Origin of the sequence: Micromonospora sp. NPDC048830, from assembly GCF_043198215.1 — a bacterium.
Classification (GTDB): Bacteria; Actinomycetota; Actinomycetes; order Mycobacteriales; family Micromonosporaceae; genus Micromonospora.
In genome coordinates, this window is sequence record NZ_JBICUP010000011.1 from 1 (window position 1) to 26804 (window position 26804).

The 26804-nt window shown below is 68.8% G+C and carries 17 protein-coding genes; 10 read left to right on the forward strand and 7 right to left on the reverse strand.

Features of this window, described 5'->3' with window-relative positions:
* Positions 1-340: 340 nt before the first annotated feature.
* Both ACGFIZ_RS12365 and ACGFIZ_RS12370 read left to right on the forward strand, forming a co-directional pair.
* Positions 341-6064 carry a LuxR C-terminal-related transcriptional regulator gene (locus ACGFIZ_RS12365; protein WP_393418545.1) on the forward strand — a complete coding sequence of 1908 codons (5724 nt, stop codon included), beginning with the start codon at positions 341-343 and terminating at the stop codon, positions 6062-6064.
* A 407-nt stretch (positions 6065-6471) separates the two neighbouring features.
* Positions 6472-7734 carry a DUF6461 domain-containing protein gene (locus tag ACGFIZ_RS12370; RefSeq protein WP_393418547.1) on the forward strand — a complete coding sequence of 421 codons (1263 nt, stop codon included), beginning with the start codon at positions 6472-6474 and terminating at the stop codon, positions 7732-7734.
* Between the two features lie 161 nt (positions 7735-7895).
* Here the strand turns inward: ACGFIZ_RS12370 and ACGFIZ_RS12375 are convergent, their stop codons facing one another.
* From ACGFIZ_RS12375 to ACGFIZ_RS12390, 4 genes are all read right to left on the reverse strand, one after another.
* A complete protein-coding gene (locus tag ACGFIZ_RS12375; protein ID WP_393418549.1) occupies positions 7896-9176 on the reverse strand; it encodes a cytochrome P450 in 1281 nt (426 codons plus the stop codon).
* Positions 9177-9230: 54 nt separating this feature from the next.
* Entirely contained in the window at positions 9231-9950 is a 720-nt protein-coding gene (locus ACGFIZ_RS12380; RefSeq protein WP_393418551.1) for a class I SAM-dependent methyltransferase, read from the reverse strand.
* 176 nt (positions 9951-10126) lie between these two features.
* A complete protein-coding gene (locus ACGFIZ_RS12385; protein WP_393418553.1) occupies positions 10127-10831 on the reverse strand; it encodes a response regulator transcription factor in 705 nt (234 codons plus the stop codon).
* Positions 10828-11634, reverse strand: coding sequence for a sensor histidine kinase (locus ACGFIZ_RS12390; protein WP_393418555.1), 807 nt, complete (start codon positions 11632-11634; stop codon positions 10828-10830). The genes ACGFIZ_RS12385 and ACGFIZ_RS12390 overlap by 4 nt, the downstream gene beginning before the upstream one ends.
* A 207-nt stretch (positions 11635-11841) precedes the next feature.
* Between ACGFIZ_RS12390 and ACGFIZ_RS12395 the strand changes: the two genes are divergently transcribed.
* Genes ACGFIZ_RS12395 through ACGFIZ_RS12405 form a run of 3 tightly spaced genes read left to right on the forward strand, consistent with a single transcriptional unit; the run spans position 11842 to position 15748 of the window.
* The gene (locus tag ACGFIZ_RS12395; RefSeq protein ID WP_393418557.1) at positions 11842-12876 is read left to right on the forward strand and encodes an ABC transporter substrate-binding protein; all 1035 of its coding nucleotides are present in this window, start codon (positions 11842-11844) and stop codon (positions 12874-12876) included.
* On the forward strand, positions 12873-14624 hold the full coding sequence (locus ACGFIZ_RS12400; RefSeq protein WP_347668913.1) for an iron ABC transporter permease: 1752 nt from the start codon (positions 12873-12875) through the stop codon (positions 14622-14624). The genes ACGFIZ_RS12395 and ACGFIZ_RS12400 overlap by 4 nt, the downstream gene beginning before the upstream one ends.
* Positions 14621-15748: an ABC transporter ATP-binding protein gene (locus ACGFIZ_RS12405; protein ID WP_393418559.1), complete on the forward strand. Its 1128-nt coding sequence runs from the start codon at positions 14621-14623 to the stop codon at positions 15746-15748. Before ACGFIZ_RS12400 ends, ACGFIZ_RS12405 begins: the two co-directional genes overlap by 4 nt.
* A 262-nt stretch (positions 15749-16010) precedes the next feature.
* Here ACGFIZ_RS12405 and ACGFIZ_RS12410 read toward each other — a convergent pair whose 3' ends face one another.
* The 3 genes from ACGFIZ_RS12410 to ACGFIZ_RS12420 form a co-directional block, all read right to left on the reverse strand.
* Positions 16011-17666 (reverse strand): hypothetical protein, encoded by a 1656-nt coding sequence (locus tag ACGFIZ_RS12410; protein WP_393418561.1) that lies wholly within the window; start codon positions 17664-17666, stop codon positions 16011-16013.
* 122 nt (positions 17667-17788) lie between these two features.
* Positions 17789-18460, reverse strand: a complete 672-nt coding sequence (gene npdG / locus ACGFIZ_RS12415) for an NADPH-dependent F420 reductase (protein WP_393418563.1) — start codon at positions 18458-18460, stop codon at positions 17789-17791.
* A gap of 67 nt (positions 18461-18527) precedes the next feature.
* Entirely contained in the window at positions 18528-19748 is a 1221-nt protein-coding gene (locus ACGFIZ_RS12420) for a M20 family metallopeptidase (RefSeq protein ID WP_393418565.1), read from the reverse strand.
* Between the two features lie 376 nt (positions 19749-20124).
* On the opposite strand from ACGFIZ_RS12420, the gene ACGFIZ_RS12425 reads away from it, so the two are divergent.
* Genes ACGFIZ_RS12425 through ACGFIZ_RS12445 form a run of 5 tightly spaced genes read left to right on the forward strand, consistent with a single transcriptional unit; the run spans position 20125 to position 26803 of the window.
* Positions 20125-21063, forward strand: a complete 939-nt coding sequence (locus ACGFIZ_RS12425) for an ABC transporter permease (protein WP_393418567.1) — start codon at positions 20125-20127, stop codon at positions 21061-21063.
* Positions 21060-21935, forward strand: a complete 876-nt coding sequence (locus tag ACGFIZ_RS12430) for an ABC transporter permease (RefSeq protein WP_393418569.1) — start codon at positions 21060-21062, stop codon at positions 21933-21935. Before ACGFIZ_RS12425 ends, ACGFIZ_RS12430 begins: the two co-directional genes overlap by 4 nt.
* Before the next feature lie 55 nt (positions 21936-21990).
* Positions 21991-23559 (forward strand): ABC transporter substrate-binding protein, encoded by a 1569-nt coding sequence (locus tag ACGFIZ_RS12435; protein ID WP_393418571.1) that lies wholly within the window; start codon positions 21991-21993, stop codon positions 23557-23559.
* Positions 23556-25385 carry a dipeptide ABC transporter ATP-binding protein gene (locus ACGFIZ_RS12440; protein WP_393418573.1) on the forward strand — a complete coding sequence of 610 codons (1830 nt, stop codon included), beginning with the start codon at positions 23556-23558 and terminating at the stop codon, positions 25383-25385. The genes ACGFIZ_RS12435 and ACGFIZ_RS12440 overlap by 4 nt, the downstream gene beginning before the upstream one ends.
* A complete protein-coding gene (locus ACGFIZ_RS12445) occupies positions 25382-26803 on the forward strand; it encodes an amidase (protein ID WP_393418575.1) in 1422 nt (473 codons plus the stop codon). The genes ACGFIZ_RS12440 and ACGFIZ_RS12445 overlap by 4 nt, the downstream gene beginning before the upstream one ends.
* Position 26804: the final 1 nt, after the last annotated feature.

Consider the following 26804-nt stretch of genomic DNA (forward strand, 5'->3'; position numbering starts at 1 on the left):
CGACTGGGGCAGCGGGTCGGCCACCCCGGCGGGGCGGTCCTTGCTGCCGTCGTTGGCTCACGCCGCCGGTTATCGGATCACTGTCGCTGAGCCCAGCAACGAAGGGCCGCGCCCGGTGGAGGCGTACGGGCCGTCGGGGGGTAAGCCGGTCACCCTGCTGCTCGACCCCGACAATCCGGGCCACTACATTCCCGCCACGATTACTCGGCAGGACGTGGTTGGCTTCCGGCCCGTCGAGGGCGGTCGCAACCTCCGTGAGACGTTGGCGATCAGACAACTCCCAGACGGGGTGGTTCTGCCCGAGGAGGGGCGGAGGGCTGGGGGAACGTTGAGGGAGTGGGTGAACGACTGGGCCAAGGCAATGAACGATCAGCGCGACCCCGACCACCCCTACAGCACATATTCGGTGGCCCGTTGGTCCGGTGACCTCATCCCCCAAAATTCGGTCTGGCGTTTGTGGCAGAAGATGCCGCAGGTGGACGTGGGCGGGTCGCAGCCAGGTCCTGTCCAGCTGACCAAGGAGCACAGGGATCTGCTGCAGAAGATGGTCGACTTCGAGCGCCGCGAGGACGGCCCAAGCAACCTCCGTGAGTTCCTGAAGACGGAGCGGCTTCCAGCGGGGATTTCCCTGACGAAAGTTCACGGCCTGAACCCGCAGACGTCGTACTTGATGGACGTGTGGGCCCGAATGATGAAGGACAAGCTCGCCGCCAGGCCCCGCCCCGATATTTATTCGACAGACGCGCTGGCCGACGACATAGCCACGCTGTCCGGCGGCCTCATCAGCAAGACGAGGGTCGGCAACATGTTGAGGGCGGACGCGGGCGGGTCGCAATCGCGTTCTGGCCAGTTACCCGAGGGGTCCGGGGCGCCGGGCGTGGTCCAGGCGCAGTTGCCTTTCGGGCAGGATGCCAGCGCGAGCGGGGCGGCTGTGGTGGGGGGCGTGAGTCAGGGGCCCGGTGCCGGGCAGTCGACCGGTGGTGTGGGCGAGGGCTGGCAGTCGCGGCACGCTGCTGCTTTCGAGGTGACCGACAACCCCAGGCCTCTCCTGGACCACGTGGCTTTTGGTGAGGATGGCCGGGCGTGGTGGCCGTTGTCGGAGGGGCAGGAGGCCCCGGCTCCGCGCGTGTTCGAGATGACCGACAGTCCCAGCCCACAGCAACCCCTGGGTGGGTCGCAGATCCAGGTGACCCAGGAGCAGACCACCTCCCGGGACAACATCGAGATGACCGACGATCTCGGTCCACAGCGACCCTCGCCTGGCGTTTCGGGCTGGGATGGGATCGATGCGGTGGATCCGGCCCGTGCGGCGGCTTCCGCACCGCCTGTGCCGTCGGTGGGGGTGCCGGTTCATCGTTCGCTGTTGTCGGCGTTGGTGGCTGAGGATCCGGCGAGTGTGCTGGATTTCTTGCGCCCGGTTCTGGACGAGGATCTGGTGGGGTTCTTGTCGGATCCTGACGAGGTGCGGGCCGAGTTGGGGCGGGCTGATGTGCCCGACGGGGAACGGCCGCTGGCGCAGGTGACCAGGTGGTTGCAGGACTGGGTTCGCCAGTATCTGACCAGTAATCGGGCGGGGTTGCCGGCGGAGGTGTTGCGGCAGCGGGTTTTCCTGCCGTATTTGGGGCAGCGGGCGCGGGAGCTTCAGGAGCAGGATCCTGCGCAGGTGGTGCAGTTGTTGCGGGCGGGTGTCGGTGACCGGGTCGTTGACGCGCGTTTTCTGGATCCGGTTGAGATTGTTGAGATTGAGAATCGGTATTCCGCGGCGAGTGCCGCGCTGGGGCTGATCCCGTGGATGGCGGCGCCGCAGCAGCAGTTGGATTTCCTCAACGACCATGGCATTGGTTTCCTCATGGAGGAGTTGTCGCCACTGTCGGCCCAAAAGCATCTGGTGGGCCTGTGGACCTCTTCCGACTGGCCGTTGCTGGACGAGGAGCTCGATGCGGTCCTCTCCGCTGTCGGCGACTGGGGCAGCGGGTCGGCCATGCCGGCGGGGCCGTTCTTGCTGCCGTTGTTGGCTCACGCTCTCAGTATTCGGATCACTGTCGCTGAGCCCACCAACGAAGGGCCGCGCCCGGTGGTGGCGTACGGGCCGTCGGGGGGCCAGGCGGTCACCCTGCTGCTCGACCCCGACAATCCGGGCCACTACATTCCCGCCACCATCACTCGACAGGACGTGGTTGGCTTCCGGCCCGTCGAGGGCGGTCGCAACCTCCGTGAGACGTTGGCGATCAGACAACTCCCAGCCGGGATGAAACTGCCCGGCGAGAGGCAGAGGATTGAGGGGACGTTGCTGTGGGAGTGGGTGACCGACTGGGCCAAATCGCTGAAGGGCCAGCTCGGCCCCGACGGCCACCCCTACAGCACCGATTCGGTGCACCACTGGTCCGGTGGCCTCGTCGGCACAGGGACAGTCGGGAGTTTGTGGCAGAACATGCCGCAGGTGCACGCGGGCGGGTCACAGCCGCGTTCTGGCCAGCTACCCGAGGGGTCCGGGGCGCCGAACGAGGCAGAGATCGAAGTGGTGTCCCACGTGGCGTTGGGAGAGTCTTTTGGTGAGGATGGGGCCGATCATGGTCTAGAGGTGGACCTTGGTGGCCGGGTGCTCGCGGAGTTGTCGGAGGGGTGGGAGACCCCGTCTCCGCGGGACATCGCGATGACCGGTACCTTCAGTCCACAGCATTCTTCGCCGGACGTCACGGGCATGGGTGGGATCGACGCGTCGGGTCCGGGCTCTGCGGCTGTTTTCGAGGGATCAGCTGTCGGTGCTGGTGCTGGGGCTCCTGTCGTGGGACCGGTCCAGTCGCACCAGGCTTCACCGCCTGTGGTGGAGACCATCGAGATTGATTCGGAGCGGTGGCAACCGAGGCCCGGCGCGCAGGGTGTTGGCGCGGCGGAGATCGGCGCGTCGGACTGGGCTGGTGCGATGCCTTCCGGGGTGGGTGGTCTGCCTCTCCTGGACTACCTGGCTTTTGGTGAGGATGGCCGGGCGTGGTGGCCGTTGTCGGAGGGGCAGGAGGCCCCGGCTCCGCGCGTGTTCGAGATGACCGACAGTCCCAGCCCACAGCAACCCCTGGGTGGGTCGCAGATCCAGGTGACCCAGGAGCAGACCACCTCCGGGGACGACATCGAGATGACCGACGGTCTCAGTCCACAGCGACCCTCGCCTGGCGTTTCGGGCTGGGATGGGATCGATGCGGTGGATCCGGCCCGTGCGGCGGCTTCGGGGGGGCCAGCTGACGGTGATGGCGCTGGGTTGGTTCCTGTCGTGGGACCGGACCAGTCGGCGCCAGCGGTGCGCCTAACGACGGATGAGATCGAAGTGCTGTCCTACGTGGCGTTGGGAGAGTCGAATTCCACCATCGCGAAGCGGCCCGGGCTAACCCTGGGAAAGGTAAAGAATCGCCTCGCCTCGGCGATGCGAAAGCTGCGCGTGCGCTCTCGGCAGGAGGCTGTGGACGAGGCCCTCCGGCGCGGACTGCTGCCTGCCGACAATGCTTCGGCCAGTGTGTCGGCACGGAGTGGTGTCGAGCCCGCACTGTCGGTGGTGTCGGTTGATGGTTCGCCTTTGCGGGCGTTGGTGGGGCTTTTGGCGGATTCTGGCGGGGTGCGGGCTGAGGTGGGGCGGGCTGGTGAGCCTGATGGGGAGCGGCTGGCGGCGGTGGCCGGGTTGTTGCAGGACCGGGCTAGGAAGTATCTGGCCGCTCATGTGGGGCGGGTGCCGGCGGATGTGCGGCGGCAGCGGATTTACCTGGACTATGTGAAGGATCAGGCGCGGGAGCTTCAGGAGCGTGACCCCGCGCGGGTGGCGCAGCTGTTGCGGGAGGGTGGCGTTAAGCGGGTCACTGACGCGCGTTTGCTGGATTCGGAGGTGATCGGGTCTCGGTATGAGACGGCGCGTGCAGACCTGGGGCCCAGGCTGGCGGGCGAGTGGTTGTCTGAGCCGCAGGAGCAGTTGGATTTCCTCAACGAGCATGACCGGGGCTTCTCGGTGGAGGAGTTGTCGGAGTTGTCGCCGGCGTCGGCCCAGGCGCATCTGGTGGGGCTGTGGACGTCCTCCGGCGGGCCGTTGTTGGCGCAGGAGGTCGAGGCTGTTCTCGCCGCCATCGACGGCTGGGGCAGCGGGTCGGCCACCGCGGCGGAGCGGTTCTTGTTGCCGGTGGTGGCTCATGTTGCCGGTATGCGGATCACTGTTGCGGAGCGGACCGGCGAAGGGCCGCCGCGTGTGGTGGAGGAGTACGGGCCGTCGGAGGGCTGGCCGGTCACCCTGCTGTACGACCCCGCCAACCCGGGCCACTACGAGGCCAGCACCTCAGAAGCCACTGCAGAAGAGGTGGTTCGTTTCCGGCCTGTCGTGGGTGGTCTCAACCTCCGTGAGATGTTGGCGGTCAGGAAACTCCCAGCAGAGATCGCTCTGCCCCCCGAGGGGCAGACGGCTGATCGGGGGACGCCGTTGAGGGACATCTGGGTGGACGCCTGGGCCAGGTCGCTGACGGATGAGTTCGCCGACGACGGCAGCCGCTACACCAACGTGTCGGTGGCGGAATGGTCCGGTCACCTCATCCCGCGTAATCGGGTCGGGGAGCTGTGGAGGGCGTTGCCGCAGCCGCGTTCTATCCAGCTGACCCTGGAGCAGCAAACGCTGCTGGATGACATGGTCGCCTTCGCGCCCGGCGGCCAGGGTCGGGGCCCGCGCAACCTCCGCCAGTTCCTGCAGGGGCGGGCGCCTTCAGCGGGGATCTCCCTGGACAGGGTAGGTGAGAGTCAGCGTCTCACCGATCAGACGTGGCACCTGGTGAAAGAGTGGGCCCGACGGAAGATCGCCCAGGCTGCCTCCGGCGACAGCACCCACAGTCAAGCGGCGATAGTCGAGCTGTCCGACGGCCTCATCAGCCGGTGGCAGGTCTCAGAATTGGCGAAGGCGGACGCGGATCGGTCACAGTCGCGTTCTGGCCAGCCCGCCGAGGGGTCCGGGGCGCCGGACGGGCGGGGTGTCGATGCGCAGTCGGTGGTGCCGGCTGATGGTTCGCCTTTGCGGGCGTTGGTGGGGCTTTTGGCGGATCCTGGCGGGGTGCGGCCGGAGGTGGGGCGGGCTGGTGAGCCTGATGGGGAGCGGCTGGCGGCGGTGGCCGGGTTGTTGCAGGACCGGGCTAGGAAGTATCTGGCCGCTCATGTGGATGGGGTGCCGGCGGATGTGCGGCGGCAGCGGATTTACCTGGACCATGTGAAGGATCAGGCGCGGGAGCTTCAGGAGCGTGACCCCGCGCGGGTGGCGCAGCTGTTGCGGAGGGGTGGCGTTGAGCGGGTCACTGACGCGCGTTTGCTGGATTCGGAGGTGATCAGGTCTCGGTATGAGACGGCGCGTGCAGACCTGGGGCCCATGCTGGCGGGCGAGTGGTTGTCTGAGCCGCAGGAGCAGTTGGATTTCCTCAACGAGCATGACCGGGGCTTCGCGGTGGAGGAGTTGTCGGAGTTGTCGCCGGAGTCGGCCCGGAAGCATCTGGTGAGGCTGTGGACGTCCTCCGGCGGGCCGTTGTCGGCGCAGGAGGTCGTTGATGTTCTCGCCGCCATCGACGGCTGGGGCAGCGGGTCGGTCACCGGGGCGGAGCGGTTCTTGTTGCCGGTGGTGGCTCATGTTGCCGGTATGCGGATCACTGTTGCGGAGCGGACCGACGAAGGGCCGCGTCTGGTGGAGGAGTACGGGCCGTCGGAGGGCTGGCCGGTCACCCTGCTGTACGACCCCGCCAACCCGGGCCACTACGAGGCCATCACCTCAGAAGCCACTGCAGAAGAGGTGGTTCGTTTCCGGCCTGTCAAGGGTGGTCTCAACCTCCGTGAGATGTTGGCGGTCAGGAAACTCCCAGCAGAGATCGCTCTGCCCCACGAGGGGCAGACGGCTGATCGGGGGACGCCGTTGAGGGACATCTGGGTGGAGGCCTGGGTCGGGTCGCTGAAGAATGAGTTCGCCGACGCCGGCCGCCGCTACAGCACCAGGTTGGTGGCGGAATGGTCCGGTCACCTCATCCCGCGTAATCGGGTCGGGGGGCTGTGGAGGGCGTTGCCGTAGGTGAACGTGGGTGGGTCGCAGCCGGATCGGTCACAGTCGCGTTCTGGCCAGCTACCCGGGGGGTCCGGGGCGCCGGGCGTGTCGCCGGAGGGGCGGGGGGCCTCGTCCCCGGGCGACATCGAGATGAGTGACAACCCCAACCCACAGCAACCCTCGCCGGGCGCTCCGGGCACGGGCGGGATCGACGCGGCGGAGCCGGCCGATGCGGCGGCTTTCCGCCCTCCTGGACTACCTGGCTTCTGGTGAGGATGGCCGGGCGTAGTCGCTGTCGCCGGAGGGGCGGGAGACCGGGGCCCTGGTTGATGAGTTCGGTGAGGTTGAACTGTGTGGCGGCCGTACGCGTGCTCCGTGTGTCAACCATGCGCGTTCGCCGGCCCTCCGGCGGACCTGATCGGGAGGGGACCTGTATGCCCGAGGCGCTGCCCCAGTTCCACACGCTCGACGAACCTGTGGTGTCGCAGTCCGGCCGGTGGGAGCTGCGTTACGACGCCGATGGCCGTGCGGTGATCGCCGACCAGGACGGCACCGTGACCTGGTCCGCGGGTGCCGCCGGAGTTCTGCGCCTCGAGCCGAGCGGTGTCTTTGCGGTGTACTCCCGCGACGAGGTCGTGTGGCGCGGTGACGTGCAGGTCGTCAAGTACACCGCGCTGCGCGTCTCCGACGACGGTGACGCGGTGTTGTACGACGACGGTTTCCCCGTCTACAGCGTCCTGCACGGGCCGATCGAGCCGGTGTCGCTGGGTGACCGGGCGCCGGTGGCGGAGATCCGCCACAACCGGTTCATCCAATCGGCAAACGGCAAGCGCACCGTGTATCGCACCGCCGACGGCACTGGCCTGGTCTACCGGACCAGGCTGGGCCCTGGCCTGGCCTCGATCGTCGTCCTGCAACCCGCAGAGGTCCGCCGGGCCGAGCAACCCGACACCTGGCTGACCTGGCGGTTTCTCGACGACGGCGTTCACGGTGCGTGGCGGCTGGTGCTCATCGGCCCCGACGACGCTGTCCACTGGGTTTTCGGCAGGGAGCGGGGCGTCGCCCGAGGCGCCGGGTCCGACGACGACGGTGATGCGCCGGAGTGGCTGGCCAAGGGCCTGAAGGCGGACTCCGCCTACTGCATCACGGTGATCCACGACGTTGACCCGGACGAGGCGCTGCGCCGATTCGGGGCACTGGACACGGAGATCTCCACTGCCACGTGGACGCAGCTGCGACGGCGGGCCGACTTCGAGGATCTCGATTCGGAGGGGCTCATCGTGGCAGCGTTCGCGCTGGGCCCACATACCCTGCTCGTCGAGGACGGCGGCTACGAGGCCGTCGACCGGCCGGATCTGTCCCGCGGCACGTTCGCGGTCTCGTCGTTGAGCAGCGCCGGCGACGACCATCGCTTCCTGGTCAGCGAGGACGGCGAGGTGCTCGCATCCTTTTCGTACGGCCTCGCCAGCCTGGCCGAGGGCGCCGATCCGATGGTGTTGACCGGGCCGCTTGCCGAAATGGGCATCGACGACATCGATGAATTCGATGACGACGACGACAACTTCCTGGACGACGTGGAACTGCTGTGTCGGGTCGCGGGCGTCAGCCCCGAGATCGGGGACGTCACCGCGCCTGCCCGGGGCGCGATTCTGCGCAGGCCGGACGTCCGCAGGCGCAGGTTCGCCTACTCCGCGTGAGGACGCCAAGCTCGACCGCGTCGAAGAGGTGACCCGCAGGTGGTGATCGTGGGGGAGGAGCGGCAGGTTTTCGCCCTTCCGCTGCGGCCCTCGACGCCATGAGGTCGTGAGACGTGAAGCAGTGCCGGTCGGCGACGCCGACCGGCACTGCTTCAGGCCCCTCAGGACCGCGCGCGCAGGTCGATGTTCTGGTAGCCGTGGTGCAGCATGCTCGGGTTGAGCTGCAGGGTCGCCGTGTCGAGTTCGAACCGGTCCAGGTGCGGCAGCAGCTTGCCGACCGCCGAGCGGACCTCGGCGGTGGCCAGGTGGGCACCCAGGCAGAAGTGGATGCCGTGGCCGAAGGAGAGGTTGCGTCCCTGCGGCCGATCGATCCTGAACTCGTCGGGATCGTCGAACTCGGCCGGATCGCGGTTGGCCGCCGCCATCTGCAGGACGACGATCGCACCCTTCGTGATGGTCGTCCCGGCGATCTCCACGTCCGCGAGCGCCTCACGGAACATGAACTGGATCGGGCTGGTCAGCCGGTTGGCCTCGTCGACGGCACCGGGCAGCAGCGACGGGTCAGCCTTGAGCAGCGCGAGCTGGTCGGGGTTGTTGTACAGCTCCACGACGGTGCTGCCGATCAGGCTGGTGGTCGTCTCATTGCCCCCCACCATGACGGTGATCGCCATCATGAGCGCCTCGGCGGTGTTCAACGTCTCGTCGCTCATCGACTGCACCATCGCGCTGATGATGTCACCCTGCGGATCTTCCCGTCGCCGCTCGATGAGCGGCGCGACAAAGAGACTGAACTCCTGGAAAACGCGCATTGCCATCGCGGCGCCCTCCGCCGTGCCGCGGGCATCCCCGATGGCCGCGTCGAGGAAGTCGTCGGACCATTTCTTGACCTGGTCGCGCATCCCGTCACCGAGGCCCAGAAGGTCGACGATGATCTGTGTCGGGAGGGGGATCGCGAGCTGCCGCACGACGTTGAACGAATCCGACTTGTCGATGCCCTCCAGGCATTCGTCGACGATGGCATCGATTGCCGGGAACAATTGCGCGATCCGCGCCGGGGTGAACGCCCGGCTGACGATGCGGCGCAGGCGGGAGTGGTCCGGCGGGTCGGCTCCGTTGATGGTGCGGGCCTGCGTCAGCTCCTGGACGTCGATCTCCGCTGGGAAGCCTGACATGAGCGCCATGAGCTGCTGCAACTGCTCCGGGTTGTCGGCTGCCTCAACGGGAAACGCCGTCCCTTCACTGGCGTTTGGCCTCGAGGAGAAAAGGTGCGGACTCTTGAGGATGTTTTTGACGTCCGCGTAACGGGAAACGACCCACATGTCTGACCCGGTGCGGTAGACCGGGGCTTCCTCGCGCAGTTTCGCGAGGACCGGAAGGAGTTGGTCTCGGGGCTGCATCTGAAATGGCTCGTAAGCGATTCGGTCCGGCGTGAAGATTGTCATGACCGGCGTCGCCCTCCCGGCTTCAGGTGGTTGAAGTTGAAGATCAGGTGTGGATCAGGCCGCCCGCACCGCTTCCAGCTGCCAGAACGGCATCAACACGTGCCCGTCGTCGTCGGTGGTGAGGCTGGCGAACCCGGAGGTGTCGAATTCTTCGCCATGGATCATCCGCATGCTCGCGCCCAACTGGGCGTGGGTGCAGCACGTGGTGAACTGCACCGGTTCCAGCCGTTCGATCGTCCAGCGGCGCCCGATGGTCTCCCGCAGGTTCTCCTCGCTGACCAGGTACTGGTCGGGGAGGACACCCCGTAGCCCGGTCGAGAAGCACAGCAGGTGCAGCCGTGCCCCGGGCCGCGTGGCCCGCACCAGGGCGGCGACGTACCGATGCCGCTCCTCCTCCGGCAGGCAGTGGTAGAGCGCGCTGTCCAGCACCGAGTCGAAGCAGGCTTCGTACCCGTCCAGCTCGGTGGCGTCAGCGACGTCGAACGTGACGTCGACGCCCTTCTCCGCAGCCCTGGACCTGGCCGCCTGCACCGCCGGCAGGGCGAAATCGACGCCGGTGACCCGCAGCCCGCGCGACGCGAGGAACATGCTGTTGTCGCCGAATCCGCAGCCGACATCGAGCACGTCACCGGTAAACCCGCCGGCCTCGGCCAACGCGACGACGAGAGGCTGCGGCGCGCCGAGATCCCACGGTACCTTCGGGGCGGCAGTGGTGTCGCTGCGGTACAAGTCCTCGAATGCGTGGTTGTCGAGCTGGTTACCAGGGGCTGACATGACTTCCGTACCTCCGTCTACATGGGAACGAATCCCACGGAGCATACGGCGAGGACTCGATGCCGTCGATCGCCGGAGCACCGGGCGATTCCGCGTCGAATCGCCGACGTCCGGTTCGCGGTTCGGCCGGTTCAGGGCACCGACCGGACACGTCACAGCCAAGGCCGGCGCGGAGGTCATGGCTGGTCGGCGGGCAGGTCGGGCATGAGGTAGCCGACGCCGCGTAGGGTGCGCAGGTAGTTGGTGCCGCCCGGGATCGCCGCGAGCCGGGACCGCAGCCGGTAGATCGCTGACTTGACCACGTCGCGCCCGCCGAGTAGGTCCGTCGTGCCCCACACGGTGCGCAGCAGCTCCTGCCATGACTGCGGGACGCCCCGCCGGTTGGCGAGGTGGACCAGCAGCTTGAATTCGGTGAAGGGCAGGTCCAGCGGCCGCTGCGAGAGCGTCACCGTCTGGGCGCCCGGGTCGATGACCAGTTCGCCGATGCGGATGACGGCACCGCGGTCGCGCCGTCGGCGTACCAGCGCCTGGGCCCTGAGTGCGACCTCTCGCGGGTGGAAGGGCTTGGTGACGTAGTCGTCGGCGCCGTGCTCCAACCCGGCGATCACGTCGTCGTGCTGGGCCAGCGCGGTCAACAGCATGATCGGTACCTCGGAGCGGGCCCGGATCCGCTGGCACAGGGTCAGCCCGTCCATGCCGGGCATCATCACGTCGAGGATCACCAGGTCCACCTGGTGCTGTTTGAGCAGCTGCAGCGCGGTCGCCCCGTCATGCGCGGTCAGGACCTGGAAGTCCTGGGTCTGCAGGGCGAACTCGACGATGACCGCCATCTGCGGCTCGTCGTCGACCACCAGCGCGGTCGGCCTGTCCGGACCGGTCATGGCTGGCCGGGCAGGGTCAGGAGGAAGGTGGTTCCCCGGGTCGACGCGGTGTGCACCATGATTTCGCCTCCGTGTAGCTCCACGATCGTCTTCGTGATGACCAGGCCGAGCCCGGTGCCGTCCGCGAGGGGGCGCCCGGTGGCGAAGCGCTGGAACAACCGCTCCCGTTCCGCCCGGGTCATCCCCGCACCGTCGTCGGTCACGTAGATCGCCACCCCGGTGTCGATGGCCATGACGCGGACGTCGATGCTACCGCCGGGCGTGGTGAACCGGCTCGCGTTCGACAGCAGATTGGTCAGTGCCTGGGTCAGCAGCATCGGGTCGCCGGGAATCCACGGCATCACCTGCGGGGTGTCCAGGGTGATGCGCTGGCCGCGCTGCTCGCACAGCGAGCGCATCGCCGCGACCACGTCCCGCACGACGACGGAGACGTCGAGCTTCTCCGGCTGGGGCGTGAACAGCCCGGCTTCGATCTTCGCCTGGATCAGCAGGCTCTCGCACAGGGCGATCACCTGCGTGCACTGGTGGCCGGCGACATGCAGGAAACGTTCCTGCGCCGGGGTCAGCGGGCCCGGTGTGCCCTCCCGGAGCAGATCCAACGCGCCCTTGATCATGCTGATCGGGGTGCGCAGCTCGTGGCTGAGCGCGTTGACCTGGTCAGCCCGCCGCTGCACGAGGGTCTCCAGGTGGACCAGCTCGGCCCCGCCTGACCGGGCTCGCCGGCGCAGCAACGCCGCGCTCGCTCCGGCGCCGAGCAGCATGCCGCCCAGCGCCGCGATCACCAGCCACCAGCCTGCGATCATCACCAACCCCGCCCATCAACCGGCTCTTCGTACCACACGCGCCGGCACCGGGGCGCGGTTCGATGTTGGTGACAGCGGCGTCACTGAGGCTCACTTCGGCGTTACCGCCGGGGCCGTCACACACGCCTAACCTTGCCGAAACATTGAGCTGCGAGCCCCTGCGGGTTCTTCGATACGGAGGTCGACATCGTGATGAGAAGGTGGGCGGTGGCGCTGACGGCTCTGACCGTCGTGGCCGGGACCGCGGGATGTGCCAAGGAAGGGTCGGGCGCCGACAACTCGGCCACCGACGGTCACGTCGTGCATGTGGTCTGCGGTGCCACCGAGGACTGGTGCGCGGCGACGACCAAGAAGTTCACCGAGACCACCGGGGTCAAGGCCGACTTCGTCCGGCTGTCCAGCGGCGAGGCGCTCGCCCGGATCAAGGCCGGCAAGTCCAACGCGGAGTTCGACGTCTGGTACGGCGGCCCGGCCGACGGTTACGCGGCGGCGGGGGACGAGGGGCTGCTGGAGCCGTACGTCTCGGCCAACGCGAGCGTCATCCCGAACAAGTACAAGGATCCGCAGGGCGTCTGGACCGGGGTCTACGTGGGTGCGCTCGGCTTCTGCAGCAACACGAAGCTGCTGGCGAAGAAGGGCCTGGAGGCCCCCGACGCCTGGGCCGACCTGTTGGACCCGAAGCTGTCGAAGGACATCGGGATCGCCCACCCGTCGACCTCGGGCACCTCGTACACCGCGCTGTGGACCCAGGTCCAGCTGGCCGGGGGCGACGAGACCAAGGCGCTGGAGTACATGCGCAAGCTGCACCCGAACGTCCTGCAGTACACCAAGTCCGGCGCGGCGCCGGCGCAGATGGTCGCCCGCGGCGAGGTCGCCGTCGGCGTCATCTTCTCGCACGACTGCGTGGCCACCATGGAGGCCGGCTTCCCCGACCTGAAGGTCAGCTTCCCCGCCGAGGGCACCGGCTACGAGACCGGCGGCGTCGCCCTGGTCAAGGGGGCCAAGAACCCGGTCAGCGCCAAGAAGTTCATCGACTGGGCGCTGACCACCGAGGCGCAGGAGATCGGCCCGACGGTGAAGGCCTACCAGTTCCCGACCAACCCCGACGCGAAGGTGTCCGACAAGGTCGTCGATCTGTCCTCGATCAAGGTGGTCGACTACGACGCGGCCGCCGCGGGCGAGGCCAAGTCGGCGCTCAACAAGCGCTTCGACGCTGAAGTTGCGCAGGCGCCGAAGTCATGACCGCCCTGCTGCCTGACCGTGACCTGGCCACCGTGCCGACGGTGGCCACCAAGCGGCGGCGGCGCAAGGCCGACCTGGGTATCCGGGTGCTGATCGTCGCCAGCTCCGTGCTGGTGGCGATCGGCGCGGCCATCCCGCTCATCGCGGTCATGGCCACCGCCTTCGCGCCGAACGCGCTGCCCCGTTACGCGGAGTTCTTCACCTCCCAGGTCGACCTGACGATTTTGCGCAACACCCTCGTCCTGGGCGCGCTCGTCGGCCTGTGCGGCACCGCCCTGGGCTTCCTGTTCGCCTTCGTCCAGGCCCGCCTGGACGTGCCGGGCAAGAAGATTCTGCACGTGATCGCGATGATGCCGATCGTCAGCCCGCCGTTCGCGGTGGCGACCGCGACGGTGGTCCTCTACGGCCGCCGCGGCGTGATCAGCAACGGCATCTTCGGGATCGAGTACGACATCTACGGCCTCGACGGCCTGGTCTTCGTGCTCTCGATGTCCCTGTTCCCGGTCGCCTACCTGGGTCTGCTCGGCATGCTCCGCGGCCTGGATCCGGCGCTGGAAGAGGCCGCCATGAACATGGGCGCCAGCCGCTGGAAGATCCTGCGTACCTTGATCCTGCCGCTGATCGCCCCCGGCCTGGTGGCGCCCTTCCTGCTGCTGTTCGTCGAGGCGATCGCCGACCTGGCCAACCCGCTGGTGCTCGGCGGCGACTACACCGTGCTGGCCAGCCGCGCCTATCTGGCGGTGACCGGCGAATACGACCTGACCAGCGCCTCGGTCTACTGCGTGATCCTGCTCGTGCCCTCGCTGGCGATGTATTTCGGCCAACGCTGGTGGCTCAACCGCAAGGTGCGCACCACCATCACCGGCAAGCCGTCGGGCAGCGTCCACCTGATGACCGGCTGGGGCCGCTGGCCGATCTACGGGCTTGCCCTGTTCATCGCGGCGATCATCGTCAGCCTGTACGGCACCGTGATCGTCGGTTCGGTGACCAAGGTCTTCGGCGTCGACAACACCCTGACGCTGGACTACCTGAAAGAGGTGGTCGCCGGCGTCGGCGTGGAGGCCGTCCTGGACACGCTGACGTTCGCGGCGATCGCCACCCCGATCGCGGGCGTGGTCGGGCTCGTGATCGCCTGGCTGGTCGTGCGTCACCTGCGCCGCACCGCCTGGCTGCTCGACCTCGGGGGCACCCTCGGCGTCGCCGTGCCCGGCACGGTGCTCGGCATCGGGTTCGTCCTGGCCTACCGTCCCGACCGGTACATCGGCGACTTCGAGGTCTTCCCGAGCCTGGTCGGCGGCAGCGCGCTCGCCGCCGGGGCGGTGTCGATCGTGCTGGCGTACGTGGTGCGCAGCATCCCGGCCGGGCAGCGCACCGCGGTCGGCGCGCTGAGCCAGCTGCACCCGTACATCGAGCAGGCGTCGACGGACCTGGGCGCCAGCCCGGTGCAGACGTTCCGCTTCGTCACGCTGCCGCTGATCCGCCCGGCCCTGCTCACCGGACTGAGTTACAGCTTCGCCCGCAGCATGACCTCGGTGTCGACCATCGTTCTGCTGGTCACCCCGGAAACCAAGATCATCACTTCCCAGGTGCTCAGCGCCGCCAGCACCGGCAGATACGGGGTGGCGTTCGCCTACTGCACCGTCCTGACCGCGATCGTGCTTGCCGGCTTCGGCCTGATCCGCCTCGTTGTCGGCGCGGGCGCCTCGCTGCACCGCACCGCGAAAACCGAAAGGCAGAAGGAGCAATGACCGTCGCCGCACCTGCAATGGCCGCATCCGCGACCCGGGAGACCGGCAGCGGTCGGCTCCAACTGGAAGCACTGACCAAGCGGTTCAACGGACGTACCGGCCTGGTGACCGCCGTGGACCAGGTGGACCTCGACGTGCAGCCCGGGGAGTTCATCACCCTGCTGGGCCCATCCGGCTGCGGCAAGACCACCACCCTGCGGATGGTGGCCGGGTTCGAGGACGCCTCCGGCGGGCGCATCATGCTCGACGGCAAGGACATCGACAACCTGCCGCCGCAGCGGCGACCGATGGCCATGGTGTTCCAGAGCTACGCGCTGTTCCCGCACCTGAGCGTGGCCGAGAACATCGCCTACGGCCTCAAGCTGCAGCGCAAGCGCAAGGACGAGATCTCCGCCGCCATGCGGATGGCAGTCACCAGCATGAACCTGGTCGGGCTGGAGGACCGCAGTCCGCACGAGCTCTCCGGCGGGCAACAGCAGCGGGTCGCGCTCGCCCGGGCGCTGGTCGTGCAGCCCAAGGTGCTGCTCTTCGACGAGCCGCTGTCCAACCTGGACGCCAAGCTGCGCAACGCGATGCGGGCCGAGATCCGCCGCATCCAGAAGATGTTCGGCATCACCAGCATGTACGTCACCCATGATCAGGACGAGGCGATGAGCATGTCCGACCGGATCGTGGTGATGAACAAGGGCAAGGTCGAGCAGGTCGCCACCCCCGGCGAGATCTACGCCCGGCCGGCCAGCGTCTTCGTCGCCGACTTCATCGGCCGGGCGAACTTCCTGGAGGCCGTACCGGAGCGGGTCGGCAACGGCATGGCCACGGTCACCGTCCTGGACCGCCAGATCACCGTGCCCGCCCATCCGAAGGTCACCACCGGCACCCAGGGGGCGCTGATGGTGCGGCCCGAGAACGCCCGCCTCGTGCCGGTGACCGACGGCGGTACCGGGATCGGCGTCGTGCTGCGGTCCACGTTCCACGGGCCCAACATCGACTACGAGGTGGAGACCACCGGCGGAACGGTCACCGTCACCGAGCCCGGGGTCGACCCGCGTGAGGCGCTCGGTGAAGGGGTCAACGTCAACGTGACCTTCGACCCCCTCCGGGCGTACCTGCTCACCCGGGACTGAGCAGACAGGCCAGGCCGGACCGGGGTGAGTCGTGGTCCCGTTCAGCGGGGTGCGGTGGTAGGTGATGAGGGTTCCGCTGCCGCACCCCGCTCAGCCAGCGAGGGAGCATACAGTGACTCGACGAATGTGGATTCCGCGGCCGATCAGGCGATGGCGTCTGCGGCGGCGACTGGCCGCCGAGGAAATTCGGCCCGGCACGCTCGGCCTGGCCTTCGAACAGAAGCGGCGGAGGCTGCCGTGACGGCGGCGGGGTGGCCGCCGGTCAGGAGCGCTTGATCGGGCCGCAGAACCGTTTCGGGGTGAAGGGCGGGCCGGGTGTGGTGGCGGGCCGCCACACCGGATTCAGCGGTAGCGCGAGGCTGGGCGCGTGCCAGGCCTCGCTGAGCCGTTCGATCGGACCGTACACCCGTAGGCGGCGGTTGACGTACGCACCGGAGAGGAAGTCGGTCAGCTGGTCGGTGGCGGACTGCCGGCGGATGATCCCTCCGTGGAAGGCGACCACCTGGACCACGGGGATCCTGATCGGCTGGCCCGGTGGGTACTCCGCCGCGGTTGTGATCGGCAGGAAGGCGATCATCCGTACCCCGGGAATCGGACACAACGTGTGGTAGCGGTAGAAGGGCGCCCCGTCCAGCAGCGAGCGGATGAACGGCTCATCCGGCGTGCTGGGGGCTTTGCTGCCGATGGTCGTGACCTTGAACATCGCCCGTAGCAGCCATCCGGCGGCCAGCCCCCAACCGGTCTTGGCCTCCGGCGGAGGGTAGTACGTTCGCCCGGCGCGGACCAACGGGCTGAACATCGCCAGCGCCCGCACCGGGGAGCCGGGCCGGTCCCGCAGGTAGGTGAGCGCCACCATCACCCCCTCGCTCCGCGCGACCAGGGCGATCGGCCGGCCGGTCCGCCGATGGAGCGTCTCGACCTGCGCGGCGAGCAGCTGCGAGCTGGACTCCAGCGACCGGTGGGTGGCCTGCGACCGGTACGGCAGCGGACGCCGGGCCGAGTCCAGGCCGACGTACGAGAAACGCTCCACGTTCGGATCCGCCGCGGGCCGGCCGTCGTACGCCGAGTTGTGCCCGTCGAGCAGGACCACCGCATAGGGCACCTGCGGCGGCAGCGGCTCGGTGAAGATCGGCGGCGCCAGAGTGTTCCGCGTCCGCTCGTTGGGCTGGGCGAGCACCTGCGTCGTCAGCGGGATGGCCAGGGCCACCGCCACGACGATCGGCATGACCGGCACCCACCGCCACCGTACCCGGGTCTGGAGCAGGGCGGCCCGCACCGTCTGCCTCCACATCAGCCCGTTGACCGCGCCGGCGACCGCGGCGACGATCGGCGCCCACATCATGCCGGCCGCGGCAGTGCCGAACACCGCCCAGGCGGCCAGGCTGAGCACCACGAGGTCGAGCAGCGACCAGCCGACAAGCCTGGCCGAGGGCAACCCGCGCCACGGGCTCCGGACGACCGCCATCCGCTGCAGGAAGGGGGCGAGCAACGCCATCGGGGCCAGCGAGGCGAACAGGAACCAGGACAGCGAGACCGCCGACGCCGCGATCGAGTACGCGGCGAAGGGCAGCACGATCACCGCCGTGAGCGCCGCCACGGCGATGTTGCGCCGCAGCAGCGCCCGGTACGGCGGCCGGGGCAGCCGGGTCGGCCAGGCCAGGCTGACGAGGGTCGCGGACAGCACCCCACGCAGCGCGATCAGGGCCAGCAGGCCGGCCCCGAACATCAGCCACGAGTTGTGGTAGACGAGCAGCCACCGCATGTCGTGGTAGGAGTCGTACGGCCAGACCGCCGAGACCTGCGGGGCCAGCGCCTGTGCCGTGAGCCAGTAGACCCGTACCAGCACGGTGGCCTGAATCAGGGGGACCGCCGCGGCGATCGCGAGCAGCGCTGCCAGTCGGCGGTGGGGCGGTCGCACGTGTCCTCCTTCCGGGCGCGAGCTCTCCGTCGACTCTCCCGCGTTCCGGCGGTTCGGTCGGGCGAATAGCCGAATCCGCCCGACCGCCACGTCGGCGGTAGGCGCCGCTCACGCGGGGCGGTTCACCGCTGGCCCCCGGTCAGGCCCGAGATCGCAATCCCCGACCGCACCCTGTAGCGCTTGTTGATCGAGATGAGGACGGCGGTCAACGGCTCCAGGTGGCGTGCGAGGCGAAGCGGGCCGGCGTCGATCCCGGGTTTTCCGGTGATCGTGGCGGCCAGCTCGAGGACCCTTGCCTTGGCGGCGACGTCGTCGCCGCACACCAGGACATCCTCGTGGTCGAGCACGTCAGCCTCGCTGAGCAGGCTCACCGCGGACAGGTGGTGAAACGCCCCGACCACGTGCGCTTCGGGGAGCAGGGCCTGGGCTTTCTCGGCAGCCGAAGTCGGGCCGAGATCCAAACCGTAGGGGCCGGCCTTGTCGAAGCCGAGCGGGTTTACGCAGTTCACGACGATCTTCCCGGCGAGCTGATCGCCCAACTCCGCAAGGAGCGCATCATGGCCGTCGTAGGGAACCGCGACGACGACGAGGTCTGCGATCTCGGCTGCCTCTGCATTGTCGGCGCCCTCGACGGACCCGCTCCCGGAGATCCGCGGCCGGAGTTCCTCGGCGGCGGCCTCGGCACGCTCCTTGGTGCGCGATCCCAGCACCACCCGGTGCCCGCCCCTCGCAAAGCGGTAGCCGAGCCCCTTTCCCTGCGGTCCGGTGCCTCCGATGATCGCGATCGTGTCCATTGACGGGCTCCTCACAGATTGAGAATGAGCGGTAGCAGTCGACGTCGACCGGTGGCCACCCGCCCGATCAGATCCGCACGCCTTCGGTGAACTCCGCCTTCACCCGGTCCACCAGGCCGGGTACGCGGAACAGGGCACTCGCGGTCATCGCGAGCATCAGCGCTCCGTCCAGCACCGCCCTGTCGCCGTGCTCGCCGCCGACGAGCTCGGTGGCCTGCCGGCTGTGCATGGTCAGCCCCGGCACGATCTCGATGTTGGGATGGATCGAGGGCACGACCTGGCTGACGTTGCCCATGTCCGTCGAGCCGGGGAAGACCTCCTCGCGGTGCGGCTCCGTGACGCGTCCGATCCGCCGGTAGGCATCGTCGACGACCTGTTCGAGCACCGGGTTCGGGGCGATGGAGAGGTAGGGCGGATCGAGGTGCTTGATGTCTGCCTGGGCCCCGGTGGCCAGCGCTGCTCCGCGAACGCAGTTCTCCACGCGCGGCCGGAGGCTCTCCAGCAGAATCTTCGGGTCCTCCGAACGCACCGAGATCTCCACGACCGCGCGCTCCGGGATGATGTTGTGCGCCTGGCCGCCGTCGGTGACGATCGCGTGGATGCGAACATCGGGGGTCACCTGCTGGCGGAGCAGCGCGATCGCGTTCAGCGTGAGCACCGCGGCGTCCAGTGCGTTCACGCCCTGGTGGGGGCTCACGGCCGCGTGGGCGGCCTTGCCGGTGAAGGTCACCTTCATGCTGGACCGGCTGAGCGTACGCATGGCGGAGAGGTTCTCCCCCGAGGGATGCAGCATCATCGCCGCATCCACACCGTCCAGCACGCCGGCGTCGATGATCGGGACCTTCCCGCCGCCTCCCTCCTCGGCGGGACTGCCGACAACCAGGAGCGTGCCGGCGAGCTCCCCGGCGACGAGCAGCTCCTTGGTGAGCAGTGCCGCGCCGAGCCCCGCGGACGCGATCACGTTGTGCCCGCAGCCGTGTCCGATCTCGGGGAGCGCGTCGTACTCACAGAACACCGCGATGCGCGGACCTGGCCGGCCGGTGTCGAAGGTGCCGAGGAAGGCGGTCTCGAGGCCGGCGAGCGGCCTCTGGACGTGGAACCCGTGCTCCTCGAGGGTGGAGGCGAGAAGCTCGCTGGAACGTACCTCCTCGAAGCGGATCTCCGGATGTGCGTGGATGTCGTGACTGACGTCGAGCAGGAGCTCCGCGAGCTTCTCCAGCCGATCGCGCAGCAGTTGTTCGTCCTGGGGTGAGATGCCGAGAAGCTCAGGGACGTTGGTCGGGGACATCGCTCTCCTCTGCGCACGACAGCTGGCGGCGGGACAGCCGCATCGTTCGCCGAATCACGTGCGGAGCACAGCAACCCGGTCCGTTGACCGAGACGGCCACTCCGTGCCCGTCCTACCGGAACTTCTTGTTTGAGCAGTTGATGCCGCCTTAACGACGCTTGACGCCAAGGTGAGCGGCGGGCCGCGCTCAGACGACTCCCGCTGGGCCAGCAGGTTCGCTCAACGGAACACCGTCGTGGCGTTGGCCTGTGAGCCTCCCAACACTGATGGCCTCGTCGGAAGGAAGACCGTGGCTGAGGTTCAGATCGGCGCCGCTGCCGCCAAAAATTTCAGGGACGTCCTGGGTCACAGGCTTCGAGTCCCGCCAGTGATCTTGATGATCTTGGGACGCGTGCTGCGTGGCGCGGTGGTTCTCTGGCTGCTCTCCATCCTCGCCTTCGCGCTGGTCCAGGCGCTGCCGGGTTCGCCCGTCGACGTCCTCGCGGGTCCCTACTCCGATGCCGGCGCCAGGGCCCGCCTGGCGGAACAGTTGGGCCTCGACAAGCCGATGGTGGTCCAGTACCTCGCCTGGCTCGGGCAGGTGCTCCAGGGCAACTTCGGGACGTCGATGTTCTCGGGGCTTCCGGTGAGCGAGATGATCACTGATCGCCTGATGAGCACGGTCGAGCTCGCCGTCGCTGCCACCGTGATCTCGGTGCTGTGGGGGGTGCCGTTGGGCACCCTCGCGGCGCTCAACCGCGGCGGAGCCGTCGACCGAATCGCCCGGGCCGGCACGTTCCTCGGACTCGCCACCCCGGTCTTCATCCTCGGCGTCGTGCTCGTGCTCGCCGCCTCCACCTGGGCGCCCAGGTGGCCCACCCTGCAGTACGTCGCGTTCGGTGAGGATCCGACCGGCAACCTGAAGTCGCTGCTCCTGCCCGCCCTGGCGCTCGGACTTCCGCTCGGCTCGACGATCTGTCGCTACATGCGGACGTCGATGCTCGACGTCTACGAACAGGACTTCATCCGAACCGCCCTGGCGGCCGGCTCGACCCGCCTCGGTGCGACCGTCCGGCACGGCATGCGCAACGCGTCCGCGCCAGTCGTCACCATCGCCGGTCTGCAGATGGCTGGGTTGATCGGCGAAGCGGTCCTGGTCGAGAACGTCTTCGCCATCCCCGGCATCGGCCAGTTGACCGTGAACTCCCTCCAACAGCAGGACTACGCGGTCGCCCAGGCCTGCCTGCTGCTGCTGGGCGCCGTGTACGTCGTGATGAACCTCGCCGTCGACCTGACCTATCCGCTTCTCGATCCCAAGGTGGGTGCCAAGCGATGACCGCCCTTGCCAAGGTGTCCACCACGGCGTCACCGACCACGACACGGAAGGGTCCACGCCGCGCGGCGCTGCTGCGCGGTCGAGTCGAGATCGTGGCGGGCGTCGCACTGCTGCTGACGTTGTTCGTGCTGTCGTTCGGGGTCGGAGCGTTGCGTCCGTTCACACCCACGGAGGTGGCCGGCGTCCCCTTCCAGCCGCCGAACGCAACCCACTGGCTGGGCACCGACGACGTCGGGCGGGACTACTTCGTCCGCCTCTGCGTCGCCGGCCGGACCTCGTTGTCGATCGCCCTGGCCAGCGCCCTGCTCGCCATGGCGGTCGGCTCGGCGATCGGGCTGATCGCCGGCCTGCGCGGCGGCTGGCTCGACACGATCCTGATGTCGGCGGTCGACCTCCTGCTCTCCTTCCCCTCGATGCTGCTGGCGCTGGGCGTGGTGGCGGTGCTGTCGCCCAGCAAGACCACCCTGATCGCGGTGCTCGCCCTCGTCACGATTCCGCACTTCGCGCGGGTGGTGCGTGGGCGATGTCTCGAGCTGCGCGAACGCGAGTTCGTCCAGTCCGCCCGCGTGTCCGGCGTCGCCGAGCCGAAGATCGCCCTCAAGCACCTGCTGCCGAACGTCGCCCCCCTGATGACGATCCAGGTCGCCAACACCGCAGCGATCGTGATCCTCCTCGAGTCGTCCCTCAGCTACCTCGGGCTCGGCGTGCAGCCGCCGACGCCGAGCTGGGGCCGAATGGTGTTCGAGTCGCAGAGCTACATGACCGGATCGCCATGGCTGGTGCTCGGCGGCGCCGTAGCGCTCGTGCTGTCCTCCGTCGGGTGGGGACTGATCGGAGAGGGATTCGCCGTCTCACGCAAGTCGATCGTCTGAAAAGCGCAAGCCAACCTCCGGTACGCCCGGAAATCCGTGAAAGGCAATCGAGCTCATGACATCCAGAACAAGACCGGTACGCCTCGTCGGGGTTGCCGTCACCGCGACCGTCAGCCTCCTCCTCGCAGCATGCGGCGGGGGATCCGGCGGGGGACCGGCCGCCTCGACCAAGCTGAACAAGGGCGACACCTTCGTGATCGCCGACGAGACCCAGCCGCTCAGTGGAATCGATCCGGTCATGGCGCAGGCGCACGACGCCAAGCGCATGGTCGCCCAGTTCTACGAGGGCCTCCTCCAGCTGGCTCCCGACGGCAAGACCGTCGAGCCGGCCCTCGCCGAGCAGTGGAAGCGCACCTCTCCGACGGAGTACGAGTTCACGCTCCGTAAGGGCGTGAAGTTCCACGACGGCAGCGAGCTCACCCCCGAGGACGTGGCATTCAGCCTCAAGCGCGTCGTCGACCCGAAGCAGAACTCCCCCTACCGGTCGTTGTACCGGATCGCCGACGTCGAGGTGGCGGGCGACAGCCGCGTCGTCGTCAAGCTCACCGCGCCGCAGACCTCCCTTCCCCGCCTCCTCGCCCAGCCCTGGAGCGGCGGCATCGTCAACAAGAAGTGGATCACCTCCAAGTCGGCGGACGAGCTGAAGACCCAGGAGAACGGCACCGGGCCCTACAAGCTCGACGAGTTCAAGGAAGGCTCGACGATCACGACCTCGGCGTTCCCGGACTACTGGGACGGCGTCCCGGAGATCGCCAAGGTGACGTACCGCGTCATGCCGGACGAGTCGACCCGGGTGCAGGCGCTCCAGTCCGGCGCGATCCAGATGACCCAGGTGCGGTTGCCGCGCAACGTCCAGCAGCTCGAGAAGGCTGGCTTCAACATCGGCGACACCTACCGCGTGGGCGCGTACTGGCTGGCCATGAACGTGAAGGAAGGGCCGCTGTCGGACGAGCGCGTCCGTCGGGCGGTGAACCTGGGCGTCGATCGCAAGCAGTTGGTCGACATCGGCTCGCAGGGCGCGGGTGTCCCGTCCGGCGTGGTTCCTCCCGGTGACCCGTTCGGCACCGACGTCGGCGCCGACATGCCCAACTACCAGTACGACCCGGACCGGGCGAAGCAGCTCCTCGCCGACGCCGGCGCCAAGAACGTGACGCTCACCCTGGCGATCCGTGCGGAGTCGCCGGAGAAGCTCGCGACGGCGCAGCTGGTCAAGGAGCAGCTGGCGAAGATCGGGGTGACCGTGCAGATCCGCCAGGTCGAGTGGAGCCGCCTGGTGAACGCGATCACCTCGGGCAAGTGGGAGGCCGATCTGGTTCAGCTGACGGCCGCGCTCAACGCGGACCCGAGTCAGTACCTCGACCTTTGGTTCGCGAAGGGCGGTGCGGCCACCAAGGTCGACGACCCCAAGCTGTGGCAGATGATGGCGGCCGCGGTCGAGGATGCGGAGACGGAAGAACAGCGCGCCGCAGCCTACCGGGAGATCGACCGGTACATCGCGGAGAAGGCCTACATCCTCATCCCGTACGCGTCGGTCCAGGTCTGGGAGGCGTCGGCGCCCGGCGTGAAGTTCAACACCGAGCCGTCCAACACCCGGCTGTTCCTCAAGGACGCCACGCTCCGATGACCTTCGGCCAGCCCGACCTCGTGGAGGCAGACCTACCCATGCGTGACACCGCCACCGCCCCACCGCCGCTTCTCGACATCACTGGTCTCACCATCGCCTATGGTGACGCGCCGGCATCGGTGCGTGACGTCTCGCTCCGGATGGAGCCGGGCGAGATCCTGGGGCTGATCGGTGAGAGCGGAAGCGGTAAGAGTTCCGTCGCCATGGCCTGTGCCGGTCTGCTTCCCCGAGGTGCTCGTGTCGAGGCCGAGCGCTTGGCCGTCTGCGGCCAAGACCTGCGCGGCCTCGACACGAGGGGCTGGCGCGGCATCCGTGGCCGCCTGGTCGGCACCATCTTCCAGGACGCCATGGGCGCCCTCGACCCGTCGATGCGCGTCGGTAACCAGCTCGCCGAAGTCGTCAGTCGCCACCGCCGGCTACGGGGCCGGGAGCGGCGCAGGGCCGTCGTGGAGTTGATGGACCGCGTCGGCATCCCCGAGCCGGAACGCCGGGCCAGGCAGTACTCGTTCGAGCTGTCCGGCGGGCTGCGTCAGCGGGTCGCCATCGCGCTCGCGCTCGCCGGTGAGCCGCGAATCCTGTTGGCGGACGAACCCACGACGGCGCTGGACGTCACTGTCCAGGCCGGGATCCTCGAACTGTTCCGCGAGGTGCGCGACGAATTCGGCGTGGGTGTCCTCCTCATCTCGCACGACATGGGCGTGATCGCCCAGACCGCCGACCGGGTCGGCGTCATGCTCGACGGTGAGATCGTCGAGCACGGCGCGGTGGGGGACGTTCTCCTGCAACCCCGTGCCGACTACACGCGGCGGTTGCTCGCCGCGATGCCGCGGGTCGAGGGGGCCGAGGTGCCGTCCACCGCCCCCCGCGGGCGGCCCGTCTACACGCTTCAGGGCGTGCGGAAGACGTTCCGCTCCAAGGGCCAGCGTATTGCTGCCGTCCGGGGCGTGTCGCTGGACGTGCGCGAAGGCGAGGTGCTCGCCATCGTCGGCGAATCCGGATCGGGTAAGTCGACCCTGGCCCGGATGCTGGCGGGCCTGGACGCGCCGACCGCCGGCACGGTCACCTTCGACGGTCAGCCGGTGGAGCACCGCCGTCGCACCGCCCTGGCCGGGCGGCTGCAGATGGTGTTCCAGCACCCGCTGGGCTCACTCAATCCGAAGCTGCGGGTCGGCACCTCGGTCGGCGAGCCGCTGGGTGGGGAGGCGCGCACGAGACAGGGCCGCGACCGGGTGGCGGGCGCGCTCGACGAGGTCGGCCTTCCCCAAGGGGCGGCGCGCCGGTTGCCGCACGAGTTCTCCGGGGGGCAGGCGCAGCGGATCGCCGTCGCCCGCGCGCTGGTGAACCGGCCCGACGTGGTGATCCTCGACGAACCGACGTCCGCCCTGGACGTGTCGGTCCAGGCGCAGATCCTCGACCTGCTCACCGAGTTCAAGCGGGACCGCGGGCTCACCTACATCTTCATCTCCCACGACCTGGCGGTGGTGCAGAAGATCAGCGACCGGGTCGCCGTCATGTACGCCGGTGAGGTCGTCGAGCTGGGCGAGACCGCTCAGGTCTTCGCCCAGCCACGCCACTGGTACACGCAGGCGCTGCTCGCCGCGGTGCCGTCCCCGGACCCGAGGCAACGTTCCACAGCGCGGCGCGGCAAGGTCAGACCCGGCGGATCGGCAGGAACGCTCACGCCCGACGCGGGGTGCTCGTTCGCGGCACGCTGCCCGCGCCGAGAGGACGTGTGCGTCACGGAGCGACCAGTTCTGAACGGGCACGACGACCACCACGTCGCCTGCCATCACCCCGCCGAGCAGGAGAAGGAGGCCGTCCGTTGAACCTCGCCGACCTGGATGCCACCGCGCAGGCCGAGCTGGTGCGCAATGGCGACGTCACTCCGCGTGAGCTCGTCGATGCCGCGATCGAGCGGATCGAAAGGGTGAACGGCGAGATCAACTGCATCACGCACCGCCGGTACGACGAGGCGCGCGCCGAGGCAGAGCGCGTCGACAGGTCGGCGCCGTTCGCAGGCGTGCCCTGCCTGACGAAGTCCCTCAACGAGAGCGCCGGCGACCCGGCGAACCTGGGCAGCGTGTGGCCCGCCCGCCACGGACGCCGCGCCGGCAAGGACGCGCTGATCGTCCAGCGCCTCCGCAACGCCGGCTTCGTCATGGTCGGCCAGGCGTCATCGCCGGAGTTCGGTGTGCTGTCCGTCAGCGAGACGAAGGTGCACGGCATCACACGTAACCCGTGGCGTCCCGATCTCACCTCGGGAGGCTCGTCCGGCGGCGCGTCCGCAGCGGTCGCCGCGGGAATGGTGCCGGTCGCCCAGGGCGGCGACGGCGGTGGCTCGATCCGGATGCCGGCGGCCTTCTGCCATCTTGTCGGGCTCAAGCCGACCGCGGGCCGGATCAGCGGTGGACCCGGCGCCCCGAACCGGTGGGGGCACAGCGTTCCGGCAGTGGTCACCCGGACCGTCCGCGACACCGCCCGGGTGCTCGACGCTGTGGCGATCTCCTCTCCGGCCGACGTGGGACGACCGCGGCCGTTGCCGGCGGGTGGCCTCATCGGGCAGGTCGGCCGGGATCCCGGACGGCTGCGGATCGGTGTGCTGGATCAGGCCCCCGGCCACGCGCCGCAGGTCGTCGAGTCGGTGCGCGCGGCGGTGCGGGAGACCGCGGAGCTGCTGGCATCGATCGGCCATGACGTGGTCGACGACCACCCCGAGGCGATGGACGACCCGAAGTGCATGCCGATGTTCTTCGACGCCCTCAGCGTCACCGTGGTGCAGACGATCGAGATGCTCACCCGCGAGATCGGGCCGCCCGAGCCCGGTGACCTCGACCCCGTCACGGAGTTCTGGGAGCACCGCGGCCGCCGGATCACCGGTGTCGAGCTGGCCGACGCCTTCGCCTGGCAGGGGGCGTTCCGGGCCCGGATGTCGATTTGGTGGGAGTCGGGTTTCGACCTGCTGCTGAGCCCGGTGTTCGCGACGCCTCCCAAGCCGGTCTCGTGGCCGTGGCGGGAACAGGACGGCATCCAGGCCTCGATCGACGTGCTGTCCTTCACCGCACCGTTCAACACGACCGGGCAGCCGGCGATCGCCGTGCCGGCCGTGCTCACCGACGACCGTGAGCCGATCGGTATCCAGCTGGTGGCGGGTCTCGGCCGGGAGGACCTGCTCGTCGCGGTGGCCGCGCAGTTGGAGGCGGCGCGACCGTGGGCTGCCGATCGCCCGGCGGTCTTCGCAGGATGAG